This window comes from Barnesiella sp. (genome assembly GCF_022723415.1).
GTDB lineage: Bacteria > Bacteroidota > Bacteroidia > Bacteroidales > Barnesiellaceae > Barnesiella > Barnesiella intestinihominis.
In genome coordinates, this window is sequence record NZ_JAIJHU010000047.1 from 1 (window position 1) to 25519 (window position 25519).

A 25519-nucleotide genomic window follows, 5' to 3' on the forward strand; every position below is an offset into this window, starting at 1 on the left:
CTCCTCAGCTCTCCCCTATATTTTGCGTTACAAAACGCAGGGGAGGAGGGTAATACCAGCTTCAGAAATGAAGTCGGGTATAGGTCTTTTTTCTTTGCCGTTTTGTAGTACCCCGTAGTGCTACGGGCAGGGGAGAGGTTAAAGCGTTTTTTTTGCAGTTTAAGCAAGGGTGGGTATAATATTCTTATTTTTGAACTCGACGAGGTGTTAGATTTGAAAGGGGGAAAATAAAAAAGGACTGTAATTTACAGTCCTTGTGTAGTTGCGGGAGCCGGACTCGAACCGACGACCTTTGGGTTATGAGCCCAACGAGCTACCACTGCTCCACCCCGCGATGTTTGTGAGTGCAAAGGTATGGATAATTTTTTAAATAGCAAATATTTTGAAGAGAAATATATATGGCTTGTTCTTGAATTTTTGTTAAGTTGTTGAATGACAGAAAATTATTTTATTGTTAAAAATGCAAATATCGTGGTATGAAGGAAAAACGGGGTGCATACTTTGGTATTTCATGATAAAAATGTGTAATTTCGCACAAGTTTTGTACAGATGTGCAGATAGATGAATTAGGATTATGGTTCGTACACGAGAATTGCTTATCGATGTTGCCCGTCAGTTGTTTGCCCGTCAGGGTGTGGCCGCTACGACGATGAACGATATAGCCGAGGCATCGGGAAAGGGTCGCCGTACGATTTATACCTATTTCAAGAATAAGAATGAGATTTATTGGGCCGTCGTGGAAGCCGAATCGAAGCATTTATACGCTCGGTTGGAGGGGCTTACAAACCGGGATTTGCCTCCCGAAGAGAAGTTGCTCAACTATATCAATATCCGTTTGGAGGCTGTGAAAGAAGCTGTCGTGCGTAACGGGACATTGCGAGCGGAGTTTTTCAGGGATATTTGGAAAGTGGAGAAGGCCCGGAGGAGTATAGACTTGCGAGAAGTGGCCTTGTTGCGGAGCATATTGAGCGAGGGCGTGGAGCAAGGTGTATTTCATATTCCTAATGTGACGGCTACCGCTTCGGTGCTTCATTATGCGCTTCGGGGGCTGGACGTCCCTTATATCCGCAATAATTTTTCGGAATCGGGAATAGACCGATCGAGATTGAAGGATTATATATTGGATTTTATTTTATACGGAATAAAACGATAGAAATATGAACCAAAGGGACGAGGCGCATGTCTTGTCCCTGTATTATGAAAAAAAGAGTTATGAAATTACTTGAAGGAAAAGTCGCTGTGATTACCGGCGCAGCACGGGGCATAGGAAAGGCTATCGCCCTGAAATTCGCTTCGGAAGGAGCTGATATCGCATTTACGGATCTTGTTATCGACGAGAACGGTAAAGCTACCGAAAAAGAGATTGCCGCTTTTGGCGTGAGAGCCAAAGGGTATGCTTCGAACGCAGCTAATTTCGAAGAGGCTCACAAGGTGGTGGAAGAAATTGTAAAGGATTTCGGCCGTATCGATGTTTTGGTGAATAACGCAGGTATCACTCGTGACGGTTTGATGATGCGCATGACGGAGCAGCAATGGGATATGGTTCTTACCGTGAACTTGAAATCGGCATTTAATTTTATCCATGCCGTAACTCCTATTATGATGAAACAGAAATGCGGGAGTATTATAAATATGGCTTCGGTCGTCGGTGTATCGGGTAATGCCGGACAGTGTAATTACTCGGCTTCGAAAGCCGGTATGATAGGTTTGGCGAAGTCCATCGCCAAAGAGCTGGGCTCTCGCGGCGTGCGTGCCAATGCTATCGCTCCGGGTTTTATCATTACCGATATGACAGCGGCTCTTTCGGACGAAGTGAAAGCCGAATGGGCTAAACAAATTCCTTTGCGTCGAGGCGGTACGCCCGAAGATGTGGCTAATGTAGCTACTTTCCTTGCCTCGGATTTGTCGTCGTATGTAACGGGACAGGTTATCCACTGCTGCGGCGGTATGAATATGTAATCGGGTCTGCACGACAAGATATATATAGTACAGGGGCTATATCTGAATGATATAGCCCCTGTATTGTTCCTATATTTATTTCCCGGCGGCGTTTACCGAGCCGCTGTTGATCGAGTTGTTGATTCGTTGTTGTCCGGCTTCGTGTTTCCGTCCCCAATTGATATTCCAACTTATGTCGAGAGTTAGGAGTTGTTTAATCATATTGGTTGTCGTTTCTCTGTAATATCCCGCATAGCGGTTCCAGTTTTCGGATTTTACTTTGTAATTGTTGATGAAGGGATCGAGAACCATGATCCCGAAGTTCCAGTCTTTGTAGGCATAGGATAGTTTAATTCCGTGTACATTTTCACCTCCTGTGAGGGTTTCTCCCCAAAATCGATTGAAATTGGTTTGGAGTATGCCGTTGAGCGTAAATCCCCAATGGGAAATATCGATACTGGCATCGATGAAAAAATTGTTGTAGGTATGTGTGTAGGTATTTCCTCGCATCCAGTATTTATGCCAACCCGGGGCAGCACTGAGGGTGAGCCAGCCGGGAATGACATTGATGCGTGTGTTGAGGTAGAATCGTAATTCTTCGGCATTCTTTTGATTGTCTACCCGGCTGAGTATTTTGTCCCCGACCCAGTATTTTTCGGGCATGATCGCACCGGGAGCATGGGTATAGAATGCGCCGAGTTTTCCGTAAAATATTCCTCGGTTGTATTGGTATTGCAGTTCGTATTTATAGGTAGCATAGGGTTTTACATCGGGGTTACCGGTCGATTGTTGAATCCCGTCTATGTCTTGAACGACCGGGCTGAGCATGTCGAGGGTGATTACGCTGCCCATGCGGACAAAGTTGAATCGTAGGGAGGAATAGTCGTCGATGGTATATCGGGCCGTGAACCGGGGACGCCAAATGGAGTAGGTGTGGGACTGCCTGTTTTGTGGCGCATAGTGATAGAGGCTGTATCCGAGTCCGACCGACCCATCGAAATGGTTCCCGAGGCGTAACCAGTATTCGCCGAAAATATAGCTGTTGCCTTGATTCATGCGATCGATGGTATTTTGTTCGACATACTTGTTTTGTATCCATGACTGCGTGTGCCGTATTCCGGCGGTAAACCGGCTGTTTTTCCAAGTTTTCTCGTAATCGACTTCGCCGAGTACCGAGAATGTTTTCCCTTTGATGAGGTTATCGATGTTTACCATAGGGGCATCCGTGGCTAAATCGTTTTCATTGTAAAGTCTGTGACTGTGCGATGTTTCATAGCTGGTCACGAGATTTGCCATGATGAGTTGGTCTTTTTTCAAATTATTTTGGTAGTAGAGGTTGAGCGAAGGATGTAAAGATATGTATTCCGTGCGGTCGTACATGTTGTTTTCGATTCCTCCGAGACGCTCGTCGGTCAAAATGCCTTTGTATTTGTTTTTATAATTGTTATTATTGAGATTGAGCGAGGCATTGAACATTTGTTTTTGAGGGTCGAGGAAGTTGTAGTTCAATGTGTGTCCGTTGTGCCAAGCCTCGAACCCGCTTCCTTTTTGGCTTTGCTCGGTGCGGACATACCGGGAACCATCGGCAAGTTCGTATCTTTCTGTATTGCTACGACCCATTTCCAGATTCCAGCGTGGAGCGAACCAACCGGAATAGGAGAATTCTGATTTGCCGGTGTTGACTTTGATCGAAGTCCAATATTGTCCCCACCCTCGGTTTAGCGAAGGTGTAAAATTCCCCATGAAACTACCACCCGAAGTGGGTGTTTTAATGATGAAGTCGAGTACGGCTCCTGCCTCGCCATAACGTATTCCCGGATTATCGATGTATTCTACCCGTATGATTTGCTCGGGAGAAATGCCTTGTATTTCTTTTTCCGTGACCGGACGTCCGTTGATACGGAGACTTAATTCGCTTTTATCGGTCAACGATATACTATTGTCGGTGGGGTTGATGACGATGCCCGGTATTTGCAGTTTTTGCAGTAATTGCAATCCGTTTTTCGATTGTTTTATCTGTTGGGCATTGGGGAAAAGCAGATTGCGATCGGCTTTACGTACCCAAGCGGAGGCTTCTACGGTTACTTCGTCGAGTTCTATGTGATCTATCGAGGCTTCTATGGAGTCGATGTCGATTCCCGTTGTGTCGGCATAAACTACTTCTGTCGTATCGTTGTCGGTTGCGGGATGTGCTTTTGTCGTGGGAAAGACCACTAATATACCTGCAAGGAGGAGTGCTTTTTTTATCATTGTATGTGTCGTTTTCTAATAGAGACGTAATTTCTCTATATTCGGTTGCAAAAAAACTGTGCAAAAATAAATTTTTTTTATCGTCCTGTCTTTGGTTATAAGTTTTTCTATATATTTTAATAGGGGGCTCGGTCGGGGCAAGAGAAGTGAAGGTAAGCTACGATTCGATAGGAAAAACGAAAAGTTCGTTTTGTCTTTTTTTGGGCTTGCGCTATTTTGCAAGGCTTGCGAAAAAATAGGCGGAGTCTTGATATGCCCAAGCACATTTGTTTCTGCGCTCGGTTTGTGCTATTTTTGCACAAAATTGAAATTTGTGTAAATTATGGAAGTCCTTTACGAAGACAATCATCTGATTATTGTCAATAAGAATTGCTCTGAGATCGTGCAAGGCGATAAGACGGGAGATACTCCGTTGAGCGAGATGTTGAAGGCGTGGTTGAAAGAGAAATATAATAAGCCGGGTAATGTCTTTGTGGGAGTAACTCATCGGCTCGACCGTCCGGTGAGCGGGTTGGTAGTGTTTGCCAAGACGAGCAAGGCACTGGCGAGATTGAACGATATGTTTCGTAACGGCGAGGTAAAGAAAAGTTATTGGGCTATCGTGAAACGAGCTCCTGAAAAGGAGAGCGACGAACTCGTACATTATTTGGTCAGAAACGAGAAGAGTAACAAGTCGGTAGCGTACGACCGGGAGAAACCGGGTGCGAAACGTGCTGTATTGGATTATAAAATTTTGGCTCGGGGCGATCGTTATACCTTGTTGGAAGTGGATTTGAAAACAGGCCGGCATCATCAGATCCGTTGTCAGCTTGCCAAGATAGGCTCGCCTATCAAGGGGGATTTGAAATACGGAGCGGAGCGTTCCAATCCCGATGGGGGGATTTCGTTACATGCCCGTCATATCGAGTTTGTCCACCCGGTTTCGAAGGAGCTTGTGAGCGTGACGGCTCCTGTCCCGTCCGATAATTTGTGGCAGGCGTTCGAAAAGATGGTGGAAGGAAAATAGAACGTGCTTTTCAGTACCCGAAAGAAATCTTTACTTTTTTCCCTTTTATCTTTTCGTTTTTGAGGCGGGTGAGCGTTTCGTGCGCTTTGTCGCGAGTTACAGCGACATAGCTGTAATGGTCTTTAATCTCGATGAGCCCTATCTCGTCGGCTGCGAGCTTTCCTTTCTGAGTGAGGAATCCCACGATGTCTCCTTTGCTTATTTTTTCTTTTTTCCCGGCTGCGAAATGGAATGTGGCCATTGGCGGAGTTTGCAGGAAGTCGGCTTTCGGGTCGATTCGGAAGTCGGTCGCCTCGGTTGCGTATTCGGGCATTTGTTCTGTGGGGCCGAGAATGATAAATGCTTCTCCTTCGGCATGCATGCGGGCGGTGCGTCCGTTGCGGTGCGTGAAACTTTCGAAGTCGACGGGCAGGTGGTAATGTACGATGTATTTGACTTCGGGAATGTCGAGTCCCCGTGCGGCCAGATCGGTAGAGATGCAGATGTAGCTGCTGTGGTTGCGGAATTTGCAAAGCGCCCTCTCTCGGTCGGCTTGTTCCATGCCGCCGTGGAAGGCTTCGGCGATAATGCCCCGGTCGGTGAGGAACTGCCGTACACGGTCTACGCTTTCACGTTGGTTGCAAAAGATGAGGGTGAGTCCCGGTTTGAGGTTGTGTAATAGGGCAAGCAGCGTTTCCAATTTGTCTTTTATCGGCGAGTCGATTCGGTAGAGCGATAGTCTGTCGGTCGGCGTAGTCTCGTTGTCTTTCCGTGAACCGAGGAAATTGAGCTTTACCGGTTTTTTCAAATCAGTGAAGGCCGGTAGAGATTCACTGTCGGTTGCCGAGGTGAGAATCTTTTTCTTTACGTTTTTCAAGGGAGCGATGATTTCTTGCATTTCGTCCTGAAAGCCTAAGGCGAGGCATTTGTCGAATTCATCGAGGACGAGGGTATCGAGCGTTTCGAGTACGATTCGTCCCCGGCGTATATGGTCGGCGATTCTTCCGGGAGTTCCCACGATAAGAGCGGGAGCTACGGCGAGCGATTTACTTTCTTCCCGTACGGAGTGGCCGCCGTAACAGCAAACTATTTTTATACCTGCGGCGATTTTACGCAATACGTTGTCGATTTGTAAAGCGAGCTCGCGGGAGGGAACGATGACGAGCGCTTGCACTCCGGCAATTTTGGGGGAGATTCGAGACAGTACGGGCAGAAGGAATGCTAATGTTTTTCCCGAGCCTGTGGGTGAGAGCAGTATAATGTCGTTTGGCCGTGTAGCCGTTTCGAGCATTTGCTTCTGCATGCCGTTCAGTGAGTCGATATTCAAGTTGCGACACGCTTTGTCGATAAGAGCCGATGTTTCTTTCATGTCTGCAAAGATAATGTAAGCCGAGGGTCGAAGCAAATTTATTTGTTTATGTCGGAACTCTGCCTTTTGGTGTTGTACAAAGAACGAGAAAAATAAAGCGCATCGATTTGCTTTTACAATGGAGAATCGGATTGAAAAATAATTTGAAAAAAATGACGATCCAATAAAGTACAAGTATATTTATATTTGAAATAATGTTAAATGTGCTAGAATTGTGTTTGAAAATTATGTTGTATAACAGAAAATTCATACATTTGCAATGTGTTTTTCATAGTATTAGATTAAGATTAAGGTTAACAAAGATTGGTTGTCGTGAGACAATCAATTTTTTTTTTTTGCCTATTCATTATTTCATATTGTTTGATAGCCCCTTTATTTTACAACGGTAATAAATACTCCTAACTATTTTCTAACCCCTCCGTCACTACGTGCCACCTCCCCTATATTTTGTACGACAAAACACCCCGTAAGGCTACGGGACACGGCAGGGGGAGAGTATGAAACCCGATTGTTGCTGTTGCTTTTTTTTAACCTCTTCGTCGTTTCAACCCCCTCGCCCTGCGGGCACTCCCCCTATATTCCCTAACGGAAACACAGGGGGAGAGGATTGGAAGTGGCGTTTCAGTTTCGGTATAAGGATACATTGTGCACTCCTCCCCTATGTTTTGCAATGCAAAACATAGGGGAGGAGTCCGAAAGCCGGAGGGGGTGGAAAATATTATATTTCAATCGTATATGTTTTTGAATTTGCAGCTCGTTTATTTTTTTTAGATGGCTTATGTGGGCGGTATATTCAACCGTTGTTTTATTTAAAGTGTGTTTTTCCTTCTCTTATTTTAATTACAGTAGTGCATTTTGACGTAGAGGGACATATGGGGATTTAGATTTCTATACTTGCCCTGTATCGGCTGTGGGGGGAGACCGGAGTGAGTGCGAGGTATCCGTGCAGGAGCTTCCCGTCGGTTATGCGGGGTGGATTTGTTTTTAGTCGAGCGACGTGGTCGTTGTGGAGTTCTCCCGGTTTGGGATAATAGTCTACACGGTATCGCCCTTCCGTCTCCGGAGGCAAAAAGCGGTCGGCGAGTTTGCGTGCGACCATACCCATATTCATGCGTAGATTGAGTTCGACGAACGGGTGCAAGAGTGTGTTTCCTCGTTTGTCGCGATAGGCCATCATGTCTACCCCGAAATATCCGGTGTAGTACGGGGCTATGCGTTCGGTGAAAAAGTCGATAAGCGATTCTTTGACGGCAGTGATGATTTCGAGGCCGACGGCATGGGTCAGTTCGAGTTCTAAAACGGCATCGCTTGCCAACCGGTTTTCTTTATATGCTCCGTGACGGTCGGTGAGGAACGAGGAATATCCAGCGAATTTTACTTCGAATCCGTCGCTGTGAAACTCCATAGCCCAGTCGCTGATTTTGTCATAGACCGGTTCGCCCATAAGCATACCTTGTTTCTGCAATACTCCGTTGCTCCATTGAGCCAATGCCGTGTCATATCCGTAAAGATTCCAATAGAGTCCGCGCCCGCTACCCGACCATGGGGCTTTCAGGATTTTACGATCGGATTGTTCTGTGAAGGATCGAATCTCGTCGGCTGTGTGTAGTTCTACCGGAAGTTCGGGAAAAGGGTAATCGATGCGGTTACGAAGGTATTTCCCGATTTCGGCGGAAAATTTTCGGTGGGATAGTTCCCGAATGGTATCGCATTGTCGTGCGGACGGTAATAGGGTTTTATCGATTCCCGCTAATCTCAAACGTTTTATCAAATCGCGGTTCCACCCCCAAACATGTATCTGTTTTACTTGTGCTCCATCGAGCCGGTCGGGTGTTACCGTAGAAATCTTTAAATTGAGCGGGGCTAATGTGTGAAGAAAATCGGACGGTAATTTATCGGGTATGTATATCGTGGTGTCGTCGTCGGCATACCAAAGGGGAAGGGCGGAGAGTTCTTTCCCGATGAGTTGCGCTGCCGGTGGAGGGGTGTAATTTTCTCCACCGAAGGCTATGGCCAAGTCATTTTCGGGATTGAACAGATAGAGGTTCATGATATGCCGTTTTTTTTATGGGGCAAAGATACGGAAAAAGGGAAGAGACTTTATCGAACAAATGTATTTGTTTTCCCTGTCGGATTGCTTACGCCCTCGATTTATACGAATATCGGGCTTTTCCCATTTGTCGCAAAATGCCGATGAATGTTGTCATATTTTTTTAAAAGGAGATGATTGTTATATTTTTTAAAAAAAATAATCAAAGAATGATTGCAGATTGTAAAATAATAATATTATATTTGCATATAGATAAGATTAAATTCGACTATGTAAAACTCAATTTTCGTTGTTTTCGGTTGCCTGTTTTTAGGAGTGGGAGAATAGAGAGACTTTGCATTCGAGATGGCATTTCGATAGTTTTTGAATAAAAGATGCTTTTTCTTCATATTAATTAAAATAGAATAGCTATGAAAAAAATTACTTCTGTTCTTTTTCTTTTCTATTGTTTTTCGGTAGGGTGGGCTCAGACTGTTCCTCCTTGTACGTTGGAAATAACCGATGCCGAGACTTTTGCTCGTGATTGGACAGTGATCGATGTCAATAGCGACGTAAGTGCCAATACGTGGGCCTATAACGATGGCAATGCGATGTATATGCAAGATAAGAGTAATGCCGCCGATGATTGGCTAATCGCTCCGGCGGTGACCCTCGAAGCCGGGAAAGCCTATAAGGTGTCGGCTTATGTGAAGCATTCTTCTACATTTGGTTCGGATAAACAAAAAATAGAATTGAAAATAGGGACGGCGCCTACGGTAGAAGGGCTGACGACCCGGTTGGTTTATGACGAATCTTTTCAAAGTAGATTGTTCGTGGAAAAATCGGGGACGTTTTCACCGGCGGAGAGCGGTGTTTTTTATGTGGGATTGCGTTGTTACAGCGAATCGTATAATGGCGATCTCTATTTCCAGAAGATCGTTATCGAAGAGGCTCCCGTTTATCCGGCACAAATTACAGACCTTTCCATCGTTGCGGGGGAGAGGGGAGCGATGTCGGCGACTCTTTCATGGACATGGCCTTCGTCCGACCATTTGGGCGGTGCGCTTTCGAACCTCTTGGGCGCTAAAATATATCGGGGGACAGATTTGGTCGCTACTCTCGATACGGCTACTGTGGGAGGAAAAGCTGGTTGGATAGATTCTTCTATCGAGACAGCCGGAAATTATACATATAAAGTGGTCGCATATAATACGTTCGGGAATTCTCAGGGCTCAGCAACGACCGTTACTTCCCCGTGGATAGGGAATGATACTCCTGCGGCAGTTACCGATTTGGTGGCTTTGGCAGAAGATGCGACTGTGAGCCTTTCGTTTACGCCACCGACAGTCGGAAAGAACGGTGGATATATCGATACCGAGGCGCTTACGTATGAAATCGGCCGTACCCCGGGTGGTGTCTTGTCCGAAAGTTTTTCGGGACCATTCCCTTATATCGATGAAGTCCTGGAATTGGGCAGTTATGTTTATACGGTCGTCGCAATGTTCGATGGTAAAGCGAGCGTATCGGTCGCTTCCAATAAGGTTGTTGCCGGAGGAGCGAAAGAATTACCGTATAGCGAGAGTTTTGATACCGAATCATCGCTCGATTTGTTTACTATACTGAGTGCCAACGGGGATAATTCGACTTGGAAATATGATAGCTCGAAAAAAATGGTTCAGTATTGGGGCGGTAGTGATGCCGATGAGTGGCTTATTACGCCTAAATTGAATTTGGTGGCCGGGAAGAATTATAAACTACTTTTCAAAACTGGGCTTGAAAATGCGGCTTCTGAGGAAAGTTATAAGGATTTGAGCGTGACGATTGGTCGGGCCGCCACGGCGGAAGCTCAATCTACCCGATTGTTCCGGGATACAATTCAGTCTGCTTTGATGGAAGAGAAAGAGGTTGTCTTTTCTGTTTCCGAGTCGGGTGGATACCATATAGGTTTCCATTGTTACGGACAGACCAATTGGTATGCTATATTCATCGATGACCTGTCGGTGGACGAAACAGTGGTTGTCCCGGCCGTCGTTTCCGATTTGACCGTCGCTCCCGGTGAACAGGGCGCTATGTCTGCCACGGTTGCATGGACCAATCCTTCTCTTTCGGCTGCCGGTACGCAACTGCCGATGTTGACGAAAATGGAGTTGTATCGGGGCGAAACTCTTATTTATACACAAGAAGATCCGATAAAAGGAGGTTCGGAACAGGTGATCGATGAAGATGTGCCTGCTCCGGGCAAATATGAATATAGAGTCATCGGTTATGTCGAGGAGAATGCCGGTGAGGCCGCCGTGGTGGAATCGGCTTGGATAGGTGCAGATACTCCGAAATCGGTAACTGATGTGGAATTGACCGATGTGGAAGGCAAACCGCAAGTTACTTTTAGAGCTCCCGCAGAGGGTGTGAATGGCGGATATATCGATGTGGAGAATTTGAGATACAGAATCGTCCGGGATCCCGGGAGCGAGATGTTGACGGAAAGTTTGACCGATACGGTTTATGTCGATAGCGATGACCTTTCTTTGGCTTTGTATCGCTATACGGTAACGACGCTGTCGGGCGATATGGAAAGCGAGTCGGTAACCTCGAATGCGTTGGTATTCGGCAGTGCATTGGGACTTCCGTACGAGACGAGTATGGATAGCGCCGATGAGATGGCTTTATGGACTATCGTCGATGCCAATAACGATACGAAAAGTTGGGTATATGATGCTACTGAGAAGGAGATGAAATATACGGCCTATTCGGCTGCCGACGACTGGTTGTTTACGCCGCCGTTCGAAGCTAAGAAGGGTTCGCATACGCTTGAATTTAGGGCCCGGGCAGAGAAATATCGTTATCCTGAGTCCATTGAAGTGACATTGGGCAGTGATGTTCTACCCGGTGAAAGCCAAACGGTGATCGCTTCGTACCCGGAAATCAATTCGACTTTGTCGGAACTTTATACAGTAGATTTCAGTGTTCCGTCAGACGGGGTCTGGTATATCGGTTTACATGCTACTACCCGGGATCCGTGGGGATTGTATATAAGTTCATGTTCGATTATCAGTAATGTCATTTCCGGTATCGATGGTTTGGAGTGTATGAATGAAGTTTATTTCGATCGTAGTAACCATTCGTTAGTTTTTGACAAGGGTGGCGATATTCAAATTATCAATGCGGCAGGGGTAACGGTAGTGTCTTGTGAATCGGAAAGCGGACGAATGGATCTGTCCCAACTTCCGGCCGGACTTTATATCGCTCATGTCGTGACCGAAGAAGGGAAAACGATACAGATAAAATTTATCAAATAATAAATAGGAAGTGTATGAAAAGTTTTATTTCAAGCCTAATCTTAACAGGTGCTCTTTGGGTGAGTATACCGATGAGCGCTCAGCGGCCGATGAATGAGAGAGTTCACGATAAGGTCGCTACGAAAGAAGCTCCCCGTATTCAATTCGTGGGGAAAAAACAGGGACCGAATTTGTTTCAATCGGCTGCGGCGAGTGTGACTGCCGATTTTAGTTGTCAGAGTGCCGGCAGCGCTGTAACTGTATGGGAAGAGGATTTTGACGACGGAACAGATGGCTGGACATTTACCAATGCCGAGGATTTTTCGTGGACTGTGAAAAAAATCACGAGTACGACTGACCCCAGTAGAGATTTTTCTACTTATGATCCAGACGATGTTCAATCGTTGTATATAGAGGGCCCTTATCAGTCTTTCAAACGAGGAATCGCTATGGCGACAAGTGGGCAGATCGATGTTCCTGCAAATGCTATGTTGAAAGGATATATAGGGTTTACCCAAAATATGGACGATTACTGTCGCTTGCAGATTTCTGTTTCGGCAGATGCTTTTGAGACTTCGGAAATTCTTTGGAATAGTGCCGACGAGGACGGAGAGAAGCCGTGGCGTTGGCATGAGTTTTCGGTTTCTTTGGAGAAATATTCCGGTCGGAAGATTCAGATTCGTTTTACGTATGGTCCCGGAAAAAACGATTCGTTCGGAACCGGTGGTTATATGGGCGATTTCGCTATCGACGGTTTAAAAATTACCGGAGTATCGACCGTAGAACAAGTCGAGGCAGCCACGGGCGAGGTGATTGCTTTCGCCGATATGTCCTCGGGTTCGCCTACGGCATGGCAATGGGCGTTTCCGGGAGGAACTCCGTCGACATCGACCGACCAGAATCCCCGGGTGTTCTATACGCGAGACGGCGTTTACGATGTGACGTTGACGGTAAGTAATGCCGATGGGAGCGATACGAAGACCCGCACGGGATTCGTGAAGGTTACCGGATCTGCACCGCTCGCACGGATATTACCACCGGCTACATTCCGGTTCAGCGAAACGCGTTTGCCGATGGTAGCTCCGCTGGTGGGGGTGCAGTATCGGGACAATTCGACCAATTATCCTACTTCGTGGGAGTGGACTTTCGACGGTGTCGATCCCGAACCGTATGCCCGGGTGACGTCGCACGAAGAAAACCCTATCGTAGGATATAGCTATATGCATAAACAAGGGGTGAGTCTGCGTGTGGAGAACGAACATGGCGAATCGAACGATACCGTAGAGGTGTCGGTCGAGTACAGTGGGCTAATTACGAATTTAGAGCCGGGAGATAGGGCTGCGACGTTCGATTTGGAAGATAGAGGAACTTTCCCCGGGACGAATAAATTGAATATTACTGCTTATGCCGAGAAGTTTTCCAAACCGTCCCGTCCGATATTGGTATTCGGAGCCTATGTTTATTTTGTGAGTGCTTCGGCTGCGAGTATAACCGACCAGATTGCCGATGTGGGCGTGCATCTGTATACCAGCGAGAACGGATTGCCGGGCAAGAAACTCGACTCGATGTGGTGGAGGGTATTCGAATTGGAAACCCCTTCGGGCAGTTCATTGACCGCTACGGAATTTGAATTTGACCCGACGGTGATCGACGACGAGTTTTTCATTGTAGTGGACGGTATTCCCGAGAAGAACGACAGTGTAGATGTGTCGTTCGCTATGGCCGATTTCCGGGATCACGGTAACACGGCTTATATGTTGAAAGATGGAGAGTGGCGAGACGTGAGCACTTATTTCCCCGCAGGAGCGAATCATACTTCTTATATGATTATGCCTTCGATCGTTCATTCGGTTATGTCGCCTATGCCGGTAGACCGTGAACCGCTGGTGGTGGGTAAAGCTGCCGGTACGGTTAAATATCCTTTCTATTCGATATACGGTTATGAAACTCCTATTCGGAGTGATGCCGAGTGGTGTCGGGTCGTGGGTAAGCCGAATGGCTTGACATTGGACACCTTGCAAATTTCCTATGATCGTTTGCCGGACGGTATTGGGGAACGTGTCGCTACGCTCACGGTCTCGGATAGTATTTCGACTTATGACATCAAAGTCACTCAAAATGTGAACGGAGTTAGTTCGGTAGAGAAAGTTACGGAAGAGAAGGCTTCTATTTATCCGTCTGTTTTCAACTCCGAATTTATTGTACGTGTTCCTGAGAATACCCGAAGTATTTCCGTGTTGGACGAAGGCGGTCGGGAGGTGTATCGACAGCATGTCGATTCGCAAGCTCGTCTTGTGACCGTAGATGCTTCGGCGTGGGCTCCGGGAACGTATTTTATTCGGGTCGTCGGGAAACATGAAATCACAGTCGTTAAGGGTGTGAAGAGATAGTTGGGTAACATTGTATGGTTTAACCCCTCCGTCACTACGTGCCACCTCCCCTATATTTTGCGTACAAAACACCCCGCAATGCTACGGAACACGGCAGGGGAGGAGGGTGAAAAAGCTACACCTGATAACGGAACATAAATCTCTTGGTGGCCTAATGGTTGACTTTTTTATTTTTCAGAATACAGGTTGAGGAGGTTTGACGGTGGTTCCTAAGGGGAGGGTAAAAAGTTGCGGATTGTAATTACAGAATCTGAAAGAGCCGTATCATTACTCGAAACAGAGTTTGATACGGCTTCTTCTTTTCTTTTGGGGAGGCTCAAATTCCAATTTAAAAATCTTTGGTAAAATTGAGTTTTGGCATATCTTCCTTCGATATTTTTTATAATATTATTATAATGTTATCCTTTCTTAATTTATTAAGAGTCTGTGTTATGTTTTTAGTACTTTTCCGTCTCTTTAATATACTTAAAAATTAATGTTTATGAAAAAGTTTTTATGGATAGCGTTTTTGTCATTCTGTTTCAGCGGTGTGGCAGCGGAATCCGATTGGAATGCCGATAGTGTACAAGTCTATTTTAGCCGGAGTGTGACTCCTGTCGTTCAGAAAAATTGGAAGGACCATAAGTTGATATTGAAAACATATCGACAGTTCCTCAAAACTTGTGAATCTGTGCCAGATTCTGTCTTGAAACAGTGTTCGTGGTGTTTTATCGACACATATTACAATATGGCTTGTTGCGAATCCATGATGAAACGGAAAAAAGCGGCGGTCGATGCCTTTGAGAAAGCTATTCAATACGGTTATTACGATTATGCCCATGCCCAAAAAGATACCGATTTGGATAACGTGAGGGACGACAAACGTTTTCAGAAGGCGATGGAGTGTTTGCGTGAGGTAGGCGACTTCGGATATATACTCCGAAAATCACCGGGGTATGACGATGCTGCATCTATCGACTCTTTGCCTGCATTCACATATATGGACCCCAACGACCGCGATTTGGTACGGGTGCGCCGATATTTCAACTTGGACAGTATTGCGGGAGCCGGTGACGAAATATCCAAGATAAAAAATCTGTTGGCGTGGGTACACAATACGATTCGTCACGACGGTTCGTCTTATAATCCCGAAGAGAAAAATGCGATAGCTCTATATGAAATTTGCAAGAAGGAGGATAGGGGCGTTAATTGCCGTATGATGGCGCAGATGTTGAACGAGTGTTATTTGGCTATGGGATTCAAGTCCCGCTATGTGACTTGTCTTCCGAAAAGCTATATAAACGATTGCCATGTGATCAACGTCGTTTATTCCAATACTCTCGACAAGTGGTTGTGGGTAGACCCTACATGGAATGCCTATGTCATGGACGACAAAGGTAATTTGTTGAGTATATCGGAGGTCAGAGACCGATTGAAAAAAGGTGAGTTCATGACGGTTAACGAGGACGCTAACTGGAATCATAAAACTCCGTGTACCAACGATTATTATTTGGATTATTACATGAGCAAAAATCTTTATTATCTGCAATGTTCCGATTGCAGTGGCTTTAACAATGAAACCTATGTCGAGGGGAAACGGCGTCCTGTGTACATCACGCTGTCTCCGACGGGCGAACCTTACGATAAACGGTGGAGTACTTCAAATGAGTCGTGGTTCTGGGCTTCTCCATATAAATGATATCGACGGGAGATATTGGATGCTGTTTTAAATTTATTCCGAGACAGATTGAGCCCCTGTCTCGGAATAAATTTAAAACAGCTTCTAAAATTTTTTTAATTCGGTGTACAGTCGTTGTATAGGCAATCCCATCACGTTGTAATAGCTGCCTTTGAGTCCGGTCACACCGATGTAGCCTATCCATTCCTGTACGCCGTATGCTCCGGCTTTGTCGAGGGGGCGGTACGTCTCCACGTAGTAATCGATTTCATCGTCACCGAGGGCGGCGAAAGTGACTTCGGTGGAGACGGCGAAGGAGATCTGTTTTTGCAGAGAGGTGAGCGTGACACCGGTGATGACGGTGTGGGTTTTTCCCGACAGGGCTTGCAACATGGCTTTGGCATCGGCTATATCGCGAGGCTTGCCGTATACTTTCCCATCGAGCCAGACGATGGTGTCGGCAGTAATAAGGAGCGTATTATCCTTCATAAAGCGGCGGTAGGCGGCTGCTTTTTCTTGCGAGATGTAGAGGGGAATCTCTTCGCCCGAAAGGGTGTCGGGGTAGGATTCGTCCACTTCGGGAAGGGCTGTTACCCGATAGTCGATGTCTAATCCGGCGAGAAGTTCCCGGCGGCGGGGTGAATTGCTCGCCAACAGAATTTCGTATTTTTTGAGATGCGATAGCATGGTGTTTCGTTGTTTTGTGTGGTTACCAGCCGAAGGCTGTTTTATCGGATATCCATTTGCCTTGTGCCCTCAGGATTTGTTCGATGATGTCCCGCCCACAACCTTGTCCGCCGCCGAACGGCGAGATGTAGCGGGCTATCTGTTTAATTTCGGGGGCGGCATCGGCGGGACAAGCCGGCAGACCGGCTATCTGCATGACCTCGTAGTCGGGAATGTCGTCGCCCATATACATGACTTCGTCGGGACGCAGCCCGCACTCGTCCAGCCATTTTTTGAAAATTTCGATTTTTACGGCGGCTCCCATATAGACATGGTTTAATCCTAATCCTTCAAAACGTTTGCGGACAGCCTCGGTGCGTCCGCCGGTAATAATGGCGATGGGGTAGCCCATTTTGGCGGCGAACTGCAAGGCGTACCCGTCTTTGATGTTGACGATCCGCATGGGTTCGCCCGATGGATGCAGGGGGATCGTATCGGGAGAAAGGACACCGTCCACATCGAAGGCGAAAGCCTTTATTCGTGAGAGGTCGAAATCGGTTCGGCTCATAGTCGTTGTTTTTAATGTTTGTTGGTTTCGTGAATACTCCGGCTCATCAGGTCGTAAATCTGCCGCATGGTCGGGTCTGAAAGCAGAGCCATTTGCTTGTCTATGACGTTTTTGTCGTATCGGATTGCCGGTCCGGTCTGAGCTTGTGCCGGCGGCATGTCGGCTACTTTCGCGGCAGTCTCCCGTATGAGCGGCAGCATGGTCTCGAACGGCAGCCCGTGTTCCGACAGAATGCGGTCGCACAAGGCGTAGAGGTGATTGGAGAAGTTGCAGGCGAACACGGCAGCCAAATGCAGGTACTTGCGCTGTTCGGAGGTCGTTTCGTAAACCTTTGTCGATAACCGACCTGCCAATTTTTGCAAACGTTCGGTATCGTCCGTATGGTTCGTTTCGACAAAAATAGGAATATCGTCGAAGTCGGTTTCCCGTTCTTTGCTGAATGTCTGCATGGGGTAGAATACACCGTACCGTGCGGTATACGGGGCGAACACTTCCATGTCCATGCTTCCCGCCGTGTGTACCCAAAGGCCTCGATTGGAGGGCATGCGGGAAACCAAATCGAGCAGAGCGGAGTCTTTCACGGCGAAGATATAGAGATCGCCGTCGGTGGGGACTCGGCTGATGTCGGTGGAATAGGGTACATCGCGCAATCGTTCGCTCAGTTGTTCGGCCGATTCTCGGGTACGACTGTATATATAAGCCGGAGTCATTCCCTTTTTTTGTAAAGCGACCGCTAATTGCGTAGCTAAATTACCGGCTCCGATGAGAATAATCTTCATGTCGATGCAGGGGATTACCATTTGCCGATGTGAACTTTTTCCCACATCATTTTTTCTTCGTCGAAAGGCTTGCGCTCTTCGTCTTTATGTCCAATGGAGAGAATGCAGAGCACTCCCATCTCTTCGGGGATTCCCAATGTCTCCCGCACAAAATCCTCGGCAGGTTCGTCCATAGCTCCGAATCGTCCCCGCACCTGTATCCAGCAGCTTCCCAAACCGAGGTCGGCGGCTTGCAACTGCATGAGAATGGCAGCGATAGAAGCATCCTCGATCCACGTATCGGTAAGGGTCATGTCGGCGGTGACGACGATAGCGAGTGCAGCTCCGGCAATGGGTTTGGCTCCCGAAGTCTTACATTCGGACAACCGGGCGAGCGTTTCTTTGTCTTCCACCGCAATGAACTCCCACGGAGTGCAGCGTTTGGACGAAGGAGCGAGCAATCCCGCTTCGAGAATGGTTTTTACGGCTTCGGGCGATAGCGCCTCTTGGGTGTATTTGCGGATACTCCGCCGATGAATCAACAAGTCGTGCAGGCTTTTCATAAGGATAGAGGTTCTAAGTTTGTTATGAAATTTATCCATTTTGATTTGTTTGAAAGAGTAAAGACCCTTTTTATCACCATACAAATCATCTTTACATAGCAAAGATACAATAACCTTGTTGTTCTACGGTTAATGGTAGAAACTTTTTTTGATACTTTTCGTCCGGCCGTATACTGAACGGAGTTTTTTCCCGTTTAATAAATGTGCCTTCGACGAAAGAGGCACAGTGTGTATAGAATCCCGATGAGATACAAGATATTATTCCTTTTTATCACGATAGGCGCGGTTTTTCAGTTGGCGGCACAGGGGCGTGTGAAGCTGACAGGACGTGTGTATGACAGTGACAATCAGCCCATAGAGTTGGCTACGGTGCGTGTGGCAGGAACGACGATGGGAACGATGACCGATTTGAAAGGGGAGTATCAGCTTTCCATTCCGGCAGGAGATTCCATCGTGGTGATTTATTCCTGTTTGGGGTATCGGGAAGAGCGCCGCCAGTTGCTCAATCTCACGAAAGATGTTTCCTTGTCGGTGCGTCTGAGCAAGAACGCCAAGATGTTGAACGAGGTTGTCGTGGCGACTCATCGCCGGCAGACGAGTACGTTGCAGACGATCGACACGAAGGATTTGAAATTGATGCCCGATGCGACGGGGGGGAGTATTGAGGCTATGTTGACAACTTTTGCCGGTGTCAATTCGAGTAACGAGCTGAGTTCGCAATATTCCGTGCGAGGGGGTAATTTTGATGAAAATATCGTGTATATCAACGGTATAGAGGTCTATCGGCCGTTGACTGTCCGTTCGGGGCAACAGGAGGGGTTGAGTATCATCAACCCTGATATGGTAGGGGCCGTAGGATTTTCGTCGGGCGGATTTTCGGCCGAATATGGCGACAAGATGTCGTCGGTGCTCGATATTATTTACAAGCATCCCGAAGCGTTCGAAGGATCGGTGTCCGCCAGTTTTTTAGGGGCTACCGCTTCGGTAGGACAGAGCACCAAGAAATTCTCGCAATTGCACGGCGTGCGTTATAAAACCAATTCTACTTTGTTGAGTTCTCTCGATACCAAAGGAGAATACGAGCCTTCTTTTTTCGATTATCAAACTTATCTTACTTATAAATTCGCACCGAAGTGGGAGGCTTCTTTGCTGGGCAATATTTCCATTAACAATTATAAATTTACTCCCCACGAGCGGAATACGTCATTCGGTACGGCGACCGATGCCAAACAGTTTAAAGTCTATTTCGACGGCTACGAAAAAGATAAGTTCGAGACTTATTTCGGTGCTTTTTCGTTGAATTTTTTCCCCGATAAATATACTCAATGGGCTTTGATGACCTCGGCTTTCGTCACGAACGAACTGGTGACTTACGATATTGCCGGGCAGTATTGGTTGGACGATTTGGCTAATGGCGAGGACGGCGAGTCGACTGAGAATAAGGGAGCTCTTGGAGTGGGGACTTATCACGAGCATGCTCGTAACCGGTTGAGAGCATCGGTGGTGGCTACTTCATTGAAAGGTGCTACGAAATTGGGACAGAACGAGTTGAAGTGGGGATTGACCCATCAATACGAAAAGATACACGACCGAGTGAGGGAATGGGAGATGCGAGATTCGGCGGGCTATTCTTTGCCGCATACGGGGCAATCGGTCGAGATGATTTATAATTTGTTTTCCCGACAAGATATGGAGAGCCATCGTTTGTCGGCCTATTTGCAAGATACCTACCGGTTACGTACTTTGTGGGGGCGCTTTATCTTCACCGGCGGATTGAGGGCTTCTTATTGGGGGTTCAACAAGGAGACCCTTGTCAGTCCTCGTGCGTCGATCTCTTTTATTCCGGCTGCCAACGAACAGATAACGACTCGTCTGGCCGGCGGGCTTTATTATCAAGCTCCTTTTTATAAGGAGTTGCGCGACACGGTTTGTGATGCCGCTAATAATTATGTCGTGCAGCTCAATCGGAATATCAAGTCTCAACGTTCTATCCATGTGGTACTGGGTGGAGATTATTCGTTCCGGGCATTGGACAGACCTTTTAAATTTACGGCAGAGTTGTATTATAAGAAACTCGACCATCTTATTCCTTATGAAGTGGATAATCTGCGGGTGTGGTACAGCGGGCAGAACGAGGCGAAAGGGTATGCCGCCGGATTGGATATGAAACTCTTCGGGCAGTTCGTGCCCGGCGTCGACTCGTGGCTTACGTTCTCTCTGATGAAGACACAGGAGGAAATCAATGGCGTGAAATTACCTCGACCTACCGACCAACGATATAGTGTGGGGCTTTATTTTCAAGATTATGTACCTCGGTTCCCGAAGTATAAATTCAGTCTACGGGCTATTTTTGCCGACGGTTTGCCGGTGGGTTCGCCTCGGAAAGGCCGACAGGCAGGTTATTTCCGTGCTCCGGCATATAAGCGTGTCGATATAGGAGCTTCCCGTATTTTGGTCGGAGGCGAAGATAAACTTTTGCAGAAAGGCGTTTTACGTCATTTGAAAAGCGTGTGGATAGGAATAGATGTCTTTAACCTGTTCGATATAAGTAATGTGAATTCGTACTATTGGGTGACGGATATTACCAATGCGCAATATGCCGTGCCCAATTACCTTACTCGCCGTCAGATAAATCTGAGGCTTTCCATAGATTTTTGAGAAATAATTTTTACGGAATTTATTTTAACCGGATATAGTAAATCAGGTCAGTGATACCGTAAAGAAGTGTTGCCGCTCCGAAAGTAATCACCATAACCCTCTCGGTCGCCGAGAACGGATTGACCAAAATTTCTATGCCGATGAGCAGAACGATAGCCGGTAACAGATAGGAGAGCCAACCCGCTTTGCTCCTCAGATTTTTTTTAAGTGTCAGCAGATAGAGTATTTGATAAACTCCTATCAATACCAGCGCTCCACCCAAAACATATACCGTAATGCCTATATACCAGCCGGGAAACAGCATAAGCGTACAACCGAACAGCAACATCACTAAGGATAAAACGGGGAAGGGTAACTTATTTCTATCCTCGCTCAATAGATAAACGAGGAGAGCGTATAGACTGGGTAATCCGATGAGAATACCGATGATTAAAAGAATCGTAGGCAGAGCGGCGTTCGGATATAAAATGAGTAACAAGCCTACGGCGATAGAGGCTATAATACGTATTAATGGGTTTTGAAAAGCATTCATGGAATATATCTTTTTTAGTTAATGTTCGCTTTATATTATAAACAACAAATATAGTGAAAGGTGAGCGCAGAGACAAACGGAAATTTTATTTCTGTTTGGGCTATGCCGAACCGCATCCTATTTTCGTACCAACAAATATAGTGAAAGGTTAGTGCAAAGTCAATAGGAAATTTTATTTCAAACTTGACTATGTCGAACCGCAGCCTATATTCTACAAATATAGTGAATGGTGGGCTCGGAGACAAACGGAAATCGTATTTCCGATTTGGTTCTACCCAAAGACTCCTATCTTCTACAAAGGTACTAAGTTGTTTGAGAAATACGAGTTTTTTGTTGTCCATTTTATCATTTAGTTTATAACGTAAAGTCGGAAGCGTGTTATAGGTTTGTAAAAGTTTGGGAAAAATTCGTACCTTTGTCACCCGCTATGGCAATCGGGCCGTTAAGTTTCGATGAATCGGGATTGTTCGAATGTCTTGTATTCATTCCATGTACGGGTTTTGCCTATGCTTTTTCGAAAACAGAAAATTCTATGTCTGCACCGAAAAGACTCTTAGCTATTATAAATCCTATATCGGGAACAAAAGATAAGGAAGAAATCCCTGCTCTGATAAGGGAAGTAATAGACCCTTCGAAATATCGGGTGGAATGTGTTTTTACACAGTATGCGGGGCATGGAGCCGAATTGACTCGCCGGGCCGTGGACGAAAGTGTGGACATCGTGCTGTCCGTAGGCGGAGACGGAACTTGCAACGAAATAGCCCGGGAGCTTATCGATACTTCCACGGCATTGGCTATTGTTCCGGTAGGTTCGGGCAATGGGCTTGCCCGCCATTTGGGTATATCGATGGACGTGCGAAAAGCTCTCGAAATTATCAACGACGGGCAGATCGTGGATTTGGATTATTGTACGGCAAACGATCGCCCTTTTTTCTGCACTTGCGGGGTCGGCTTCGATGCATTGGTGAGCTTGAAATTCGCGCAAGGAAAACGCCGAGGAAAATTGTCGTATGTGGCTAAGGCTCTTACGGAGTATCTCAAATATAAATCGGAAACTTATCAAATCGAAATGCCTGACGGGACGGTGACCGAAAAGGCTTTCTTGATTGCCTGCGGCAATGCCTCGCAATATGGTAATAATGCTTATATAGCCCCTCATGCCAGCATGCAGGACGGGAAAATCGATGTCACGGTGCTTATGCCCTTTACCCCGTTCGATACGGCTGCATTGGCTCTTTTGTTATTTACCAAACATATCGATCAAGATTCCAATATCAAGAGCTTCACGACCGAATCGCTTACGATTAAAAGGGAAAAGCCCGGTGCGATACACCTCGACGGAGAGCCCATAGAGATGGGAACCCGCATAGATGTGCGTTGTTTCAAAGGTGGATTGCATGCACTCATTCCCTCGGGTGAACCGAAACGCTCTATTATCGAACCTTTCGCTTCGGTATTTTGGGAATTTATCGAAACCGTTCGTCAGGAGTTGAATATTTGATTTTTGTACTTATCGATTATCAGCTAGTTCGATAACTTCCAAATCCTTAAATTCTCCCTTATCGATGGCGAAGCGTACCAATGTACGTTTCTTGTGGAATCCGTACATTCCTGCGGCTCCCGGATTGATGTGCAGGCAGTGTAGGGTTTTGTCATAAAGAACTTTCAAGATATGCGAGTGACCCGATATGAATAATTGGGGAGGGTGTATGTATATTTCCGGGGTCACTTCGCGTGCATATCGGCCCGGATAGCCCCCTATGTGTGTTATCCATATATCGGTATTTTCGATGCTGAAACGTTGGTGCTGAGGATAGCGAATCCGTAACTCTTGACCGTCGATGTTCCCGTATACCGCCCGAAATGGTTTCAAGGCTTCGAACCGGTCGGCGACTTGAACTGAGCCTATATCTCCGGCGTGCCAGATTTCGTCACATTCGGCAAAATATTTTTCGTAACGGTCGTCCCACCATGCATGGGTGTCGGACAACAAACCAATTTTTACCATATCGTTTTTATGATTTTTCTATGTGGTAAAAATACGGCAATAATTTGTAAAGTAGAAAAAAAACTTCTACATTTGTCCCCGTAATAAGAAATGAAAAACTGCGGTAGTAGCTCAGTTGGTAGAGCATCAGCTTCCCAAGCTGAGGGTCGCGAGTTCGAGTCTCGTTTGCCGCTCGATGAAAACGGTCTCTTGAATATTTAAGAGACCGTTTTCGTTTCTGTTATTTCTTCATTCTCACTTCATAGAGATCGTTGCGGCGATCTTTGAGGTTGCGCACGCTACCGTAGGTGTGCAATTCGTTCAAAAGATCCAAATCGACGTCCGATATAAGAATCATTTCGGTGTTCGGGGTAGCCTCGGCTCTGCGTCCGTCTGTCGGGAATGCGAAATCACAGGGGGTAAAAACTCCCGATTGGGCATATTGAATATCCATGTTGTGTACTTTGGGCAGGTTGCCTACGCTACCGGCTATGACTACGAAGCATTCGTTCTCGATGGCACGGGCATGTGCGCAGACTCTTACACGGGAATAGGCGTTTTGGGTATCGGTGAGGAACGGAACGAACAATATTTGCATACCTTCGCTGGCCATGATTCGGGAGAGTTCGGGGAACTCGACATCGTAACAAATCAAGACTCCGATTTTGGCGCAGTCGGTCTCGAAAGTCCGAATGGCTTTACCGCCGCTCAATCCCCAGCATTTCATTTCGTCGGGGGTGACATGTAGTTTTTCATACATTTCGTAGGTACCGTCTCGACGGCATAAGAAACCTACGTTGTAGAGCAGTCCGTCTTCTTTAATCAGCGGCATACTTCCTGTAATGATGTTGATGTTGTACCGAATTGCAAGATTGATGAAACGTTCTCGTATTTCGTCGGTATATCGGGCTAATCCTCTGATAGCCTGCGATTCGCTCGCATCGTTGAACCGAGCCATGAGCGGGGCGTTGAAATACTCTGGAAAGAGGACGAAGTCGCTTTGATAACCGCTTACGGAATCGACGAAAAATTCCACTTGCTCGAAAAGATCGTCGAGTGTTTTGTAACTACGCATTTGCCATTGTACGAGGCCTACCCGCACGGTGGTCTTAGGAGATATATATTCTTCGGTAGGCTCTTGATAGTAGATGTTGTCCCATTGGAGCAGACAGGCGAAGTGTTTCGATTCCTCGTCGTTGGGCAAATAGTTTCGCATTACCTTACGGACGTGGAAATCGTTGGAGAGTTGGAACAATAGCACCGGGTCGAATATCTCGCGTTGACGCACCTTGTCGATGTATTCTTTGGGGCGCATTCGGTCGGCGTATTTGTGGTAATTCGGCAAACGTCCGCCGAACATGATCGCTTTCAGATTGAGCTTTTCACATAACTCTTTGCGATATTCGTACATACGTCGGGCGAGACGTAGACCCCGATAATCGGGGTGTATGAACACTTCGATACCATACAGGATATTCCCCTTCCGCGTGTGAGTGTCGAATGTTTCGTTTCCTGTGACTTGGGCATAGGTGTGGTCGTTCTTTACATCGTTATAGTTTACGATGATAGAGAGGGCACAGCCCACGATTTTATCATCGACAACCGTGACGATTTGTCCTTCGGGGAATATGCGAATGAGTTTGTCGATTTGTTCAGGAGTCCAAAATACGTCGCTACCGTCGGCATAGACACGGGTGAAAGAGCTAGCCAGTTGGTCGTAATCTTCTTTTTGAAGATTGCGTATTTCGACTTTATTGATTTCTTTTTGTTTCATGAATCCTTTGTTTAGTTTAGGTATGCAAAGTTACTACAAAAAAGTGAAATGCGGAAAGATATAGTGATAGAATTGAGTTACAAGGGTTTTGGTTGAAGTGGCGATAATCCGTGAAGCCAT

18 protein-coding genes and 2 tRNA genes are annotated in these 25519 nt (G+C 46.5%); 9 read left to right on the forward strand and 11 right to left on the reverse strand.

Going from position 1 to position 25519, the window contains the following annotated elements; translation table 11 throughout:
- Positions 1-262: 262 nt before the first annotated feature.
- Positions 263-334, reverse strand: a tRNA-Met gene (locus QVD32_RS09920).
- A 240-nt stretch (positions 335-574) separates the two neighbouring features.
- Between QVD32_RS09920 and QVD32_RS09925 the strand changes: the two genes are divergently transcribed.
- Entirely contained in the window at positions 575-1153 is a 579-nt protein-coding gene (locus QVD32_RS09925; protein WP_008862316.1) for a TetR/AcrR family transcriptional regulator, read from the forward strand.
- A 59-nt stretch (positions 1154-1212) separates the two neighbouring features.
- The gene (gene fabG, locus QVD32_RS09930; protein ID WP_040296157.1) at positions 1213-1959 is read left to right on the forward strand and encodes a 3-oxoacyl-[acyl-carrier-protein] reductase; all 747 of its coding nucleotides are present in this window, start codon (positions 1213-1215) and stop codon (positions 1957-1959) included.
- Positions 1960-2034: 75 nt separating this feature from the next.
- On the opposite strand, the gene QVD32_RS09935 is transcribed toward fabG, so the two are convergent.
- Positions 2035-4188, reverse strand: a complete 2154-nt coding sequence (locus QVD32_RS09935) for an outer membrane beta-barrel protein (protein WP_021892008.1) — start codon at positions 4186-4188, stop codon at positions 2035-2037.
- 322 nt (positions 4189-4510) lie between these two features.
- On the opposite strand from QVD32_RS09935, the gene QVD32_RS09940 reads away from it, so the two are divergent.
- Positions 4511-5194, forward strand: coding sequence for an RluA family pseudouridine synthase (locus QVD32_RS09940; RefSeq protein ID WP_008862313.1), 684 nt, complete (start codon positions 4511-4513; stop codon positions 5192-5194).
- A 10-nt stretch (positions 5195-5204) separates the two neighbouring features.
- Here QVD32_RS09940 and QVD32_RS09945 read toward each other — a convergent pair whose 3' ends face one another.
- On the reverse strand, positions 5205-6542 hold the full coding sequence (locus QVD32_RS09945) for a DEAD/DEAH box helicase (RefSeq protein WP_021892007.1): 1338 nt from the start codon (positions 6540-6542) through the stop codon (positions 5205-5207).
- 880 nt (positions 6543-7422) lie between these two features.
- Positions 7423-8592 carry a hypothetical protein gene (locus tag QVD32_RS09950; protein ID WP_021892006.1) on the reverse strand — a complete coding sequence of 390 codons (1170 nt, stop codon included), beginning with the start codon at positions 8590-8592 and terminating at the stop codon, positions 7423-7425.
- Positions 8593-9002: 410 nt separating this feature from the next.
- On the opposite strand from QVD32_RS09950, the gene QVD32_RS09955 reads away from it, so the two are divergent.
- The 3 genes from QVD32_RS09955 (at position 9003) to QVD32_RS09965 (ending at position 15914) form a co-directional block, all read left to right on the forward strand.
- Positions 9003-11867, forward strand: coding sequence for a T9SS-dependent choice-of-anchor J family protein (locus QVD32_RS09955; protein ID WP_021892004.1), 2865 nt, complete (start codon positions 9003-9005; stop codon positions 11865-11867).
- Positions 11868-11881: 14 nt separating this feature from the next.
- Positions 11882-14236 carry a PKD domain-containing protein gene (locus tag QVD32_RS09960; protein ID WP_021892003.1) on the forward strand — a complete coding sequence of 785 codons (2355 nt, stop codon included), beginning with the start codon at positions 11882-11884 and terminating at the stop codon, positions 14234-14236.
- A 481-nt stretch (positions 14237-14717) separates the two neighbouring features.
- Positions 14718-15914: a TPR end-of-group domain-containing protein gene (locus tag QVD32_RS09965; RefSeq protein WP_021892002.1), complete on the forward strand. Its 1197-nt coding sequence runs from the start codon at positions 14718-14720 to the stop codon at positions 15912-15914.
- 84 nt (positions 15915-15998) lie between these two features.
- Here the strand turns inward: QVD32_RS09965 and QVD32_RS09970 are convergent, their stop codons facing one another.
- From QVD32_RS09970 to QVD32_RS09985, 4 genes are read right to left on the reverse strand one after another with little or no spacing between them, the layout of a single operon-like run.
- The gene (locus QVD32_RS09970; protein ID WP_008862306.1) at positions 15999-16580 is read right to left on the reverse strand and encodes a Maf-like protein; all 582 of its coding nucleotides are present in this window, start codon (positions 16578-16580) and stop codon (positions 15999-16001) included.
- Positions 16581-16602: 22 nt separating this feature from the next.
- Positions 16603-17127: a KdsC family phosphatase gene (locus tag QVD32_RS09975; RefSeq protein WP_021892001.1), complete on the reverse strand. Its 525-nt coding sequence runs from the start codon at positions 17125-17127 to the stop codon at positions 16603-16605.
- 11 nt (positions 17128-17138) lie between these two features.
- Positions 17139-17906, reverse strand: a complete 768-nt coding sequence (locus QVD32_RS09980) for a Rossmann-like and DUF2520 domain-containing protein (RefSeq protein WP_287710205.1) — start codon at positions 17904-17906, stop codon at positions 17139-17141.
- Positions 17907-17920: 14 nt separating this feature from the next.
- Positions 17921-18448 (reverse strand): nitroreductase family protein, encoded by a 528-nt coding sequence (locus QVD32_RS09985; protein WP_021891999.1) that lies wholly within the window; start codon positions 18446-18448, stop codon positions 17921-17923.
- Between the two features lie 243 nt (positions 18449-18691).
- Between QVD32_RS09985 and QVD32_RS09990 the strand changes: the two genes are divergently transcribed.
- Complete coding sequence (locus QVD32_RS09990; RefSeq protein ID WP_118687539.1) at positions 18692-21106, forward strand: TonB-dependent receptor; 2415 nt, start codon at positions 18692-18694, stop codon at positions 21104-21106.
- Between the two features lie 19 nt (positions 21107-21125).
- Here the strand turns inward: QVD32_RS09990 and QVD32_RS09995 are convergent, their stop codons facing one another.
- On the reverse strand, positions 21126-21638 hold the full coding sequence (locus QVD32_RS09995) for a DUF308 domain-containing protein (protein WP_021891997.1): 513 nt from the start codon (positions 21636-21638) through the stop codon (positions 21126-21128).
- A 532-nt stretch (positions 21639-22170) separates the two neighbouring features.
- Between QVD32_RS09995 and QVD32_RS10000 the strand changes: the two genes are divergently transcribed.
- Positions 22171-23139 carry a diacylglycerol/lipid kinase family protein gene (locus tag QVD32_RS10000; RefSeq protein WP_046412823.1) on the forward strand — a complete coding sequence of 323 codons (969 nt, stop codon included), beginning with the start codon at positions 22171-22173 and terminating at the stop codon, positions 23137-23139.
- A 9-nt stretch (positions 23140-23148) separates the two neighbouring features.
- On the opposite strand, the gene QVD32_RS10005 is transcribed toward QVD32_RS10000, so the two are convergent.
- Positions 23149-23646, reverse strand: a complete 498-nt coding sequence (locus QVD32_RS10005; RefSeq protein ID WP_008862296.1) for a metallophosphoesterase family protein — start codon at positions 23644-23646, stop codon at positions 23149-23151.
- Between the two features lie 100 nt (positions 23647-23746).
- Here QVD32_RS10005 and QVD32_RS10010 point away from each other — a divergent pair.
- Positions 23747-23819, forward strand: a tRNA-Gly gene (locus QVD32_RS10010).
- A 47-nt stretch (positions 23820-23866) separates the two neighbouring features.
- On the opposite strand, the gene QVD32_RS10015 is transcribed toward QVD32_RS10010, so the two are convergent.
- Entirely contained in the window at positions 23867-25399 is a 1533-nt protein-coding gene (locus QVD32_RS10015; protein WP_008862295.1) for a carbon-nitrogen hydrolase family protein, read from the reverse strand.
- Between the last annotated feature and the right edge of the window lie 120 nt (positions 25400-25519).

Bases quoted from the DNA above. Each gene is read 5' to 3' on its own strand.
- QVD32_RS09925 (WP_008862316.1), top strand. From the start codon at position 575: ATGGTTCGTACACGAGAATTGCTTATCGATGTTGCCCGTCAGTTGTTT.
- fabG (WP_040296157.1), top strand. From the start codon at position 1,213: ATGAAATTACTTGAAGGAAAAGTCGCTGTGATTACCGGCGCAGCACGG.
- QVD32_RS09935 (WP_021892008.1), bottom strand. From the start codon at position 4,188: ATGATAAAAAAAGCACTCCTCCTTGCAGGTATATTAGTGGTCTTTCCC.
- QVD32_RS09940 (WP_008862313.1), top strand. From the start codon at position 4,511: ATGGAAGTCCTTTACGAAGACAATCATCTGATTATTGTCAATAAGAAT.
- QVD32_RS09945 (WP_021892007.1), bottom strand. From the start codon at position 6,542: ATGAAAGAAACATCGGCTCTTATCGACAAAGCGTGTCGCAACTTGAAT.
- QVD32_RS09950 (WP_021892006.1), bottom strand. From the start codon at position 8,592: ATGAACCTCTATCTGTTCAATCCCGAAAATGACTTGGCCATAGCCTTC.
- QVD32_RS09955 (WP_021892004.1), top strand. From the start codon at position 9,003: ATGAAAAAAATTACTTCTGTTCTTTTTCTTTTCTATTGTTTTTCGGTA.
- QVD32_RS09960 (WP_021892003.1), top strand. From the start codon at position 11,882: ATGAAAAGTTTTATTTCAAGCCTAATCTTAACAGGTGCTCTTTGGGTG.
- QVD32_RS09965 (WP_021892002.1), top strand. From the start codon at position 14,718: ATGAAAAAGTTTTTATGGATAGCGTTTTTGTCATTCTGTTTCAGCGGT.
- QVD32_RS09970 (WP_008862306.1), bottom strand. From the start codon at position 16,580: ATGCTATCGCATCTCAAAAAATACGAAATTCTGTTGGCGAGCAATTCA.
- QVD32_RS09975 (WP_021892001.1), bottom strand. From the start codon at position 17,127: ATGAGCCGAACCGATTTCGACCTCTCACGAATAAAGGCTTTCGCCTTC.
- QVD32_RS09980 (WP_287710205.1), bottom strand. From the start codon at position 17,906: ATGAAGATTATTCTCATCGGAGCCGGTAATTTAGCTACGCAATTAGCG.
- QVD32_RS09985 (WP_021891999.1), bottom strand. From the start codon at position 18,448: ATGAAAAGCCTGCACGACTTGTTGATTCATCGGCGGAGTATCCGCAAA.
- QVD32_RS09990 (WP_118687539.1), top strand. From the start codon at position 18,692: ATGAGATACAAGATATTATTCCTTTTTATCACGATAGGCGCGGTTTTT.
- QVD32_RS09995 (WP_021891997.1), bottom strand. From the start codon at position 21,638: ATGAATGCTTTTCAAAACCCATTAATACGTATTATAGCCTCTATCGCC.
- QVD32_RS10000 (WP_046412823.1), top strand. From the start codon at position 22,171: ATGTCTGCACCGAAAAGACTCTTAGCTATTATAAATCCTATATCGGGA.
- QVD32_RS10005 (WP_008862296.1), bottom strand. From the start codon at position 23,646: ATGGTAAAAATTGGTTTGTTGTCCGACACCCATGCATGGTGGGACGAC.
- QVD32_RS10015 (WP_008862295.1), bottom strand. From the start codon at position 25,399: ATGAAACAAAAAGAAATCAATAAAGTCGAAATACGCAATCTTCAAAAA.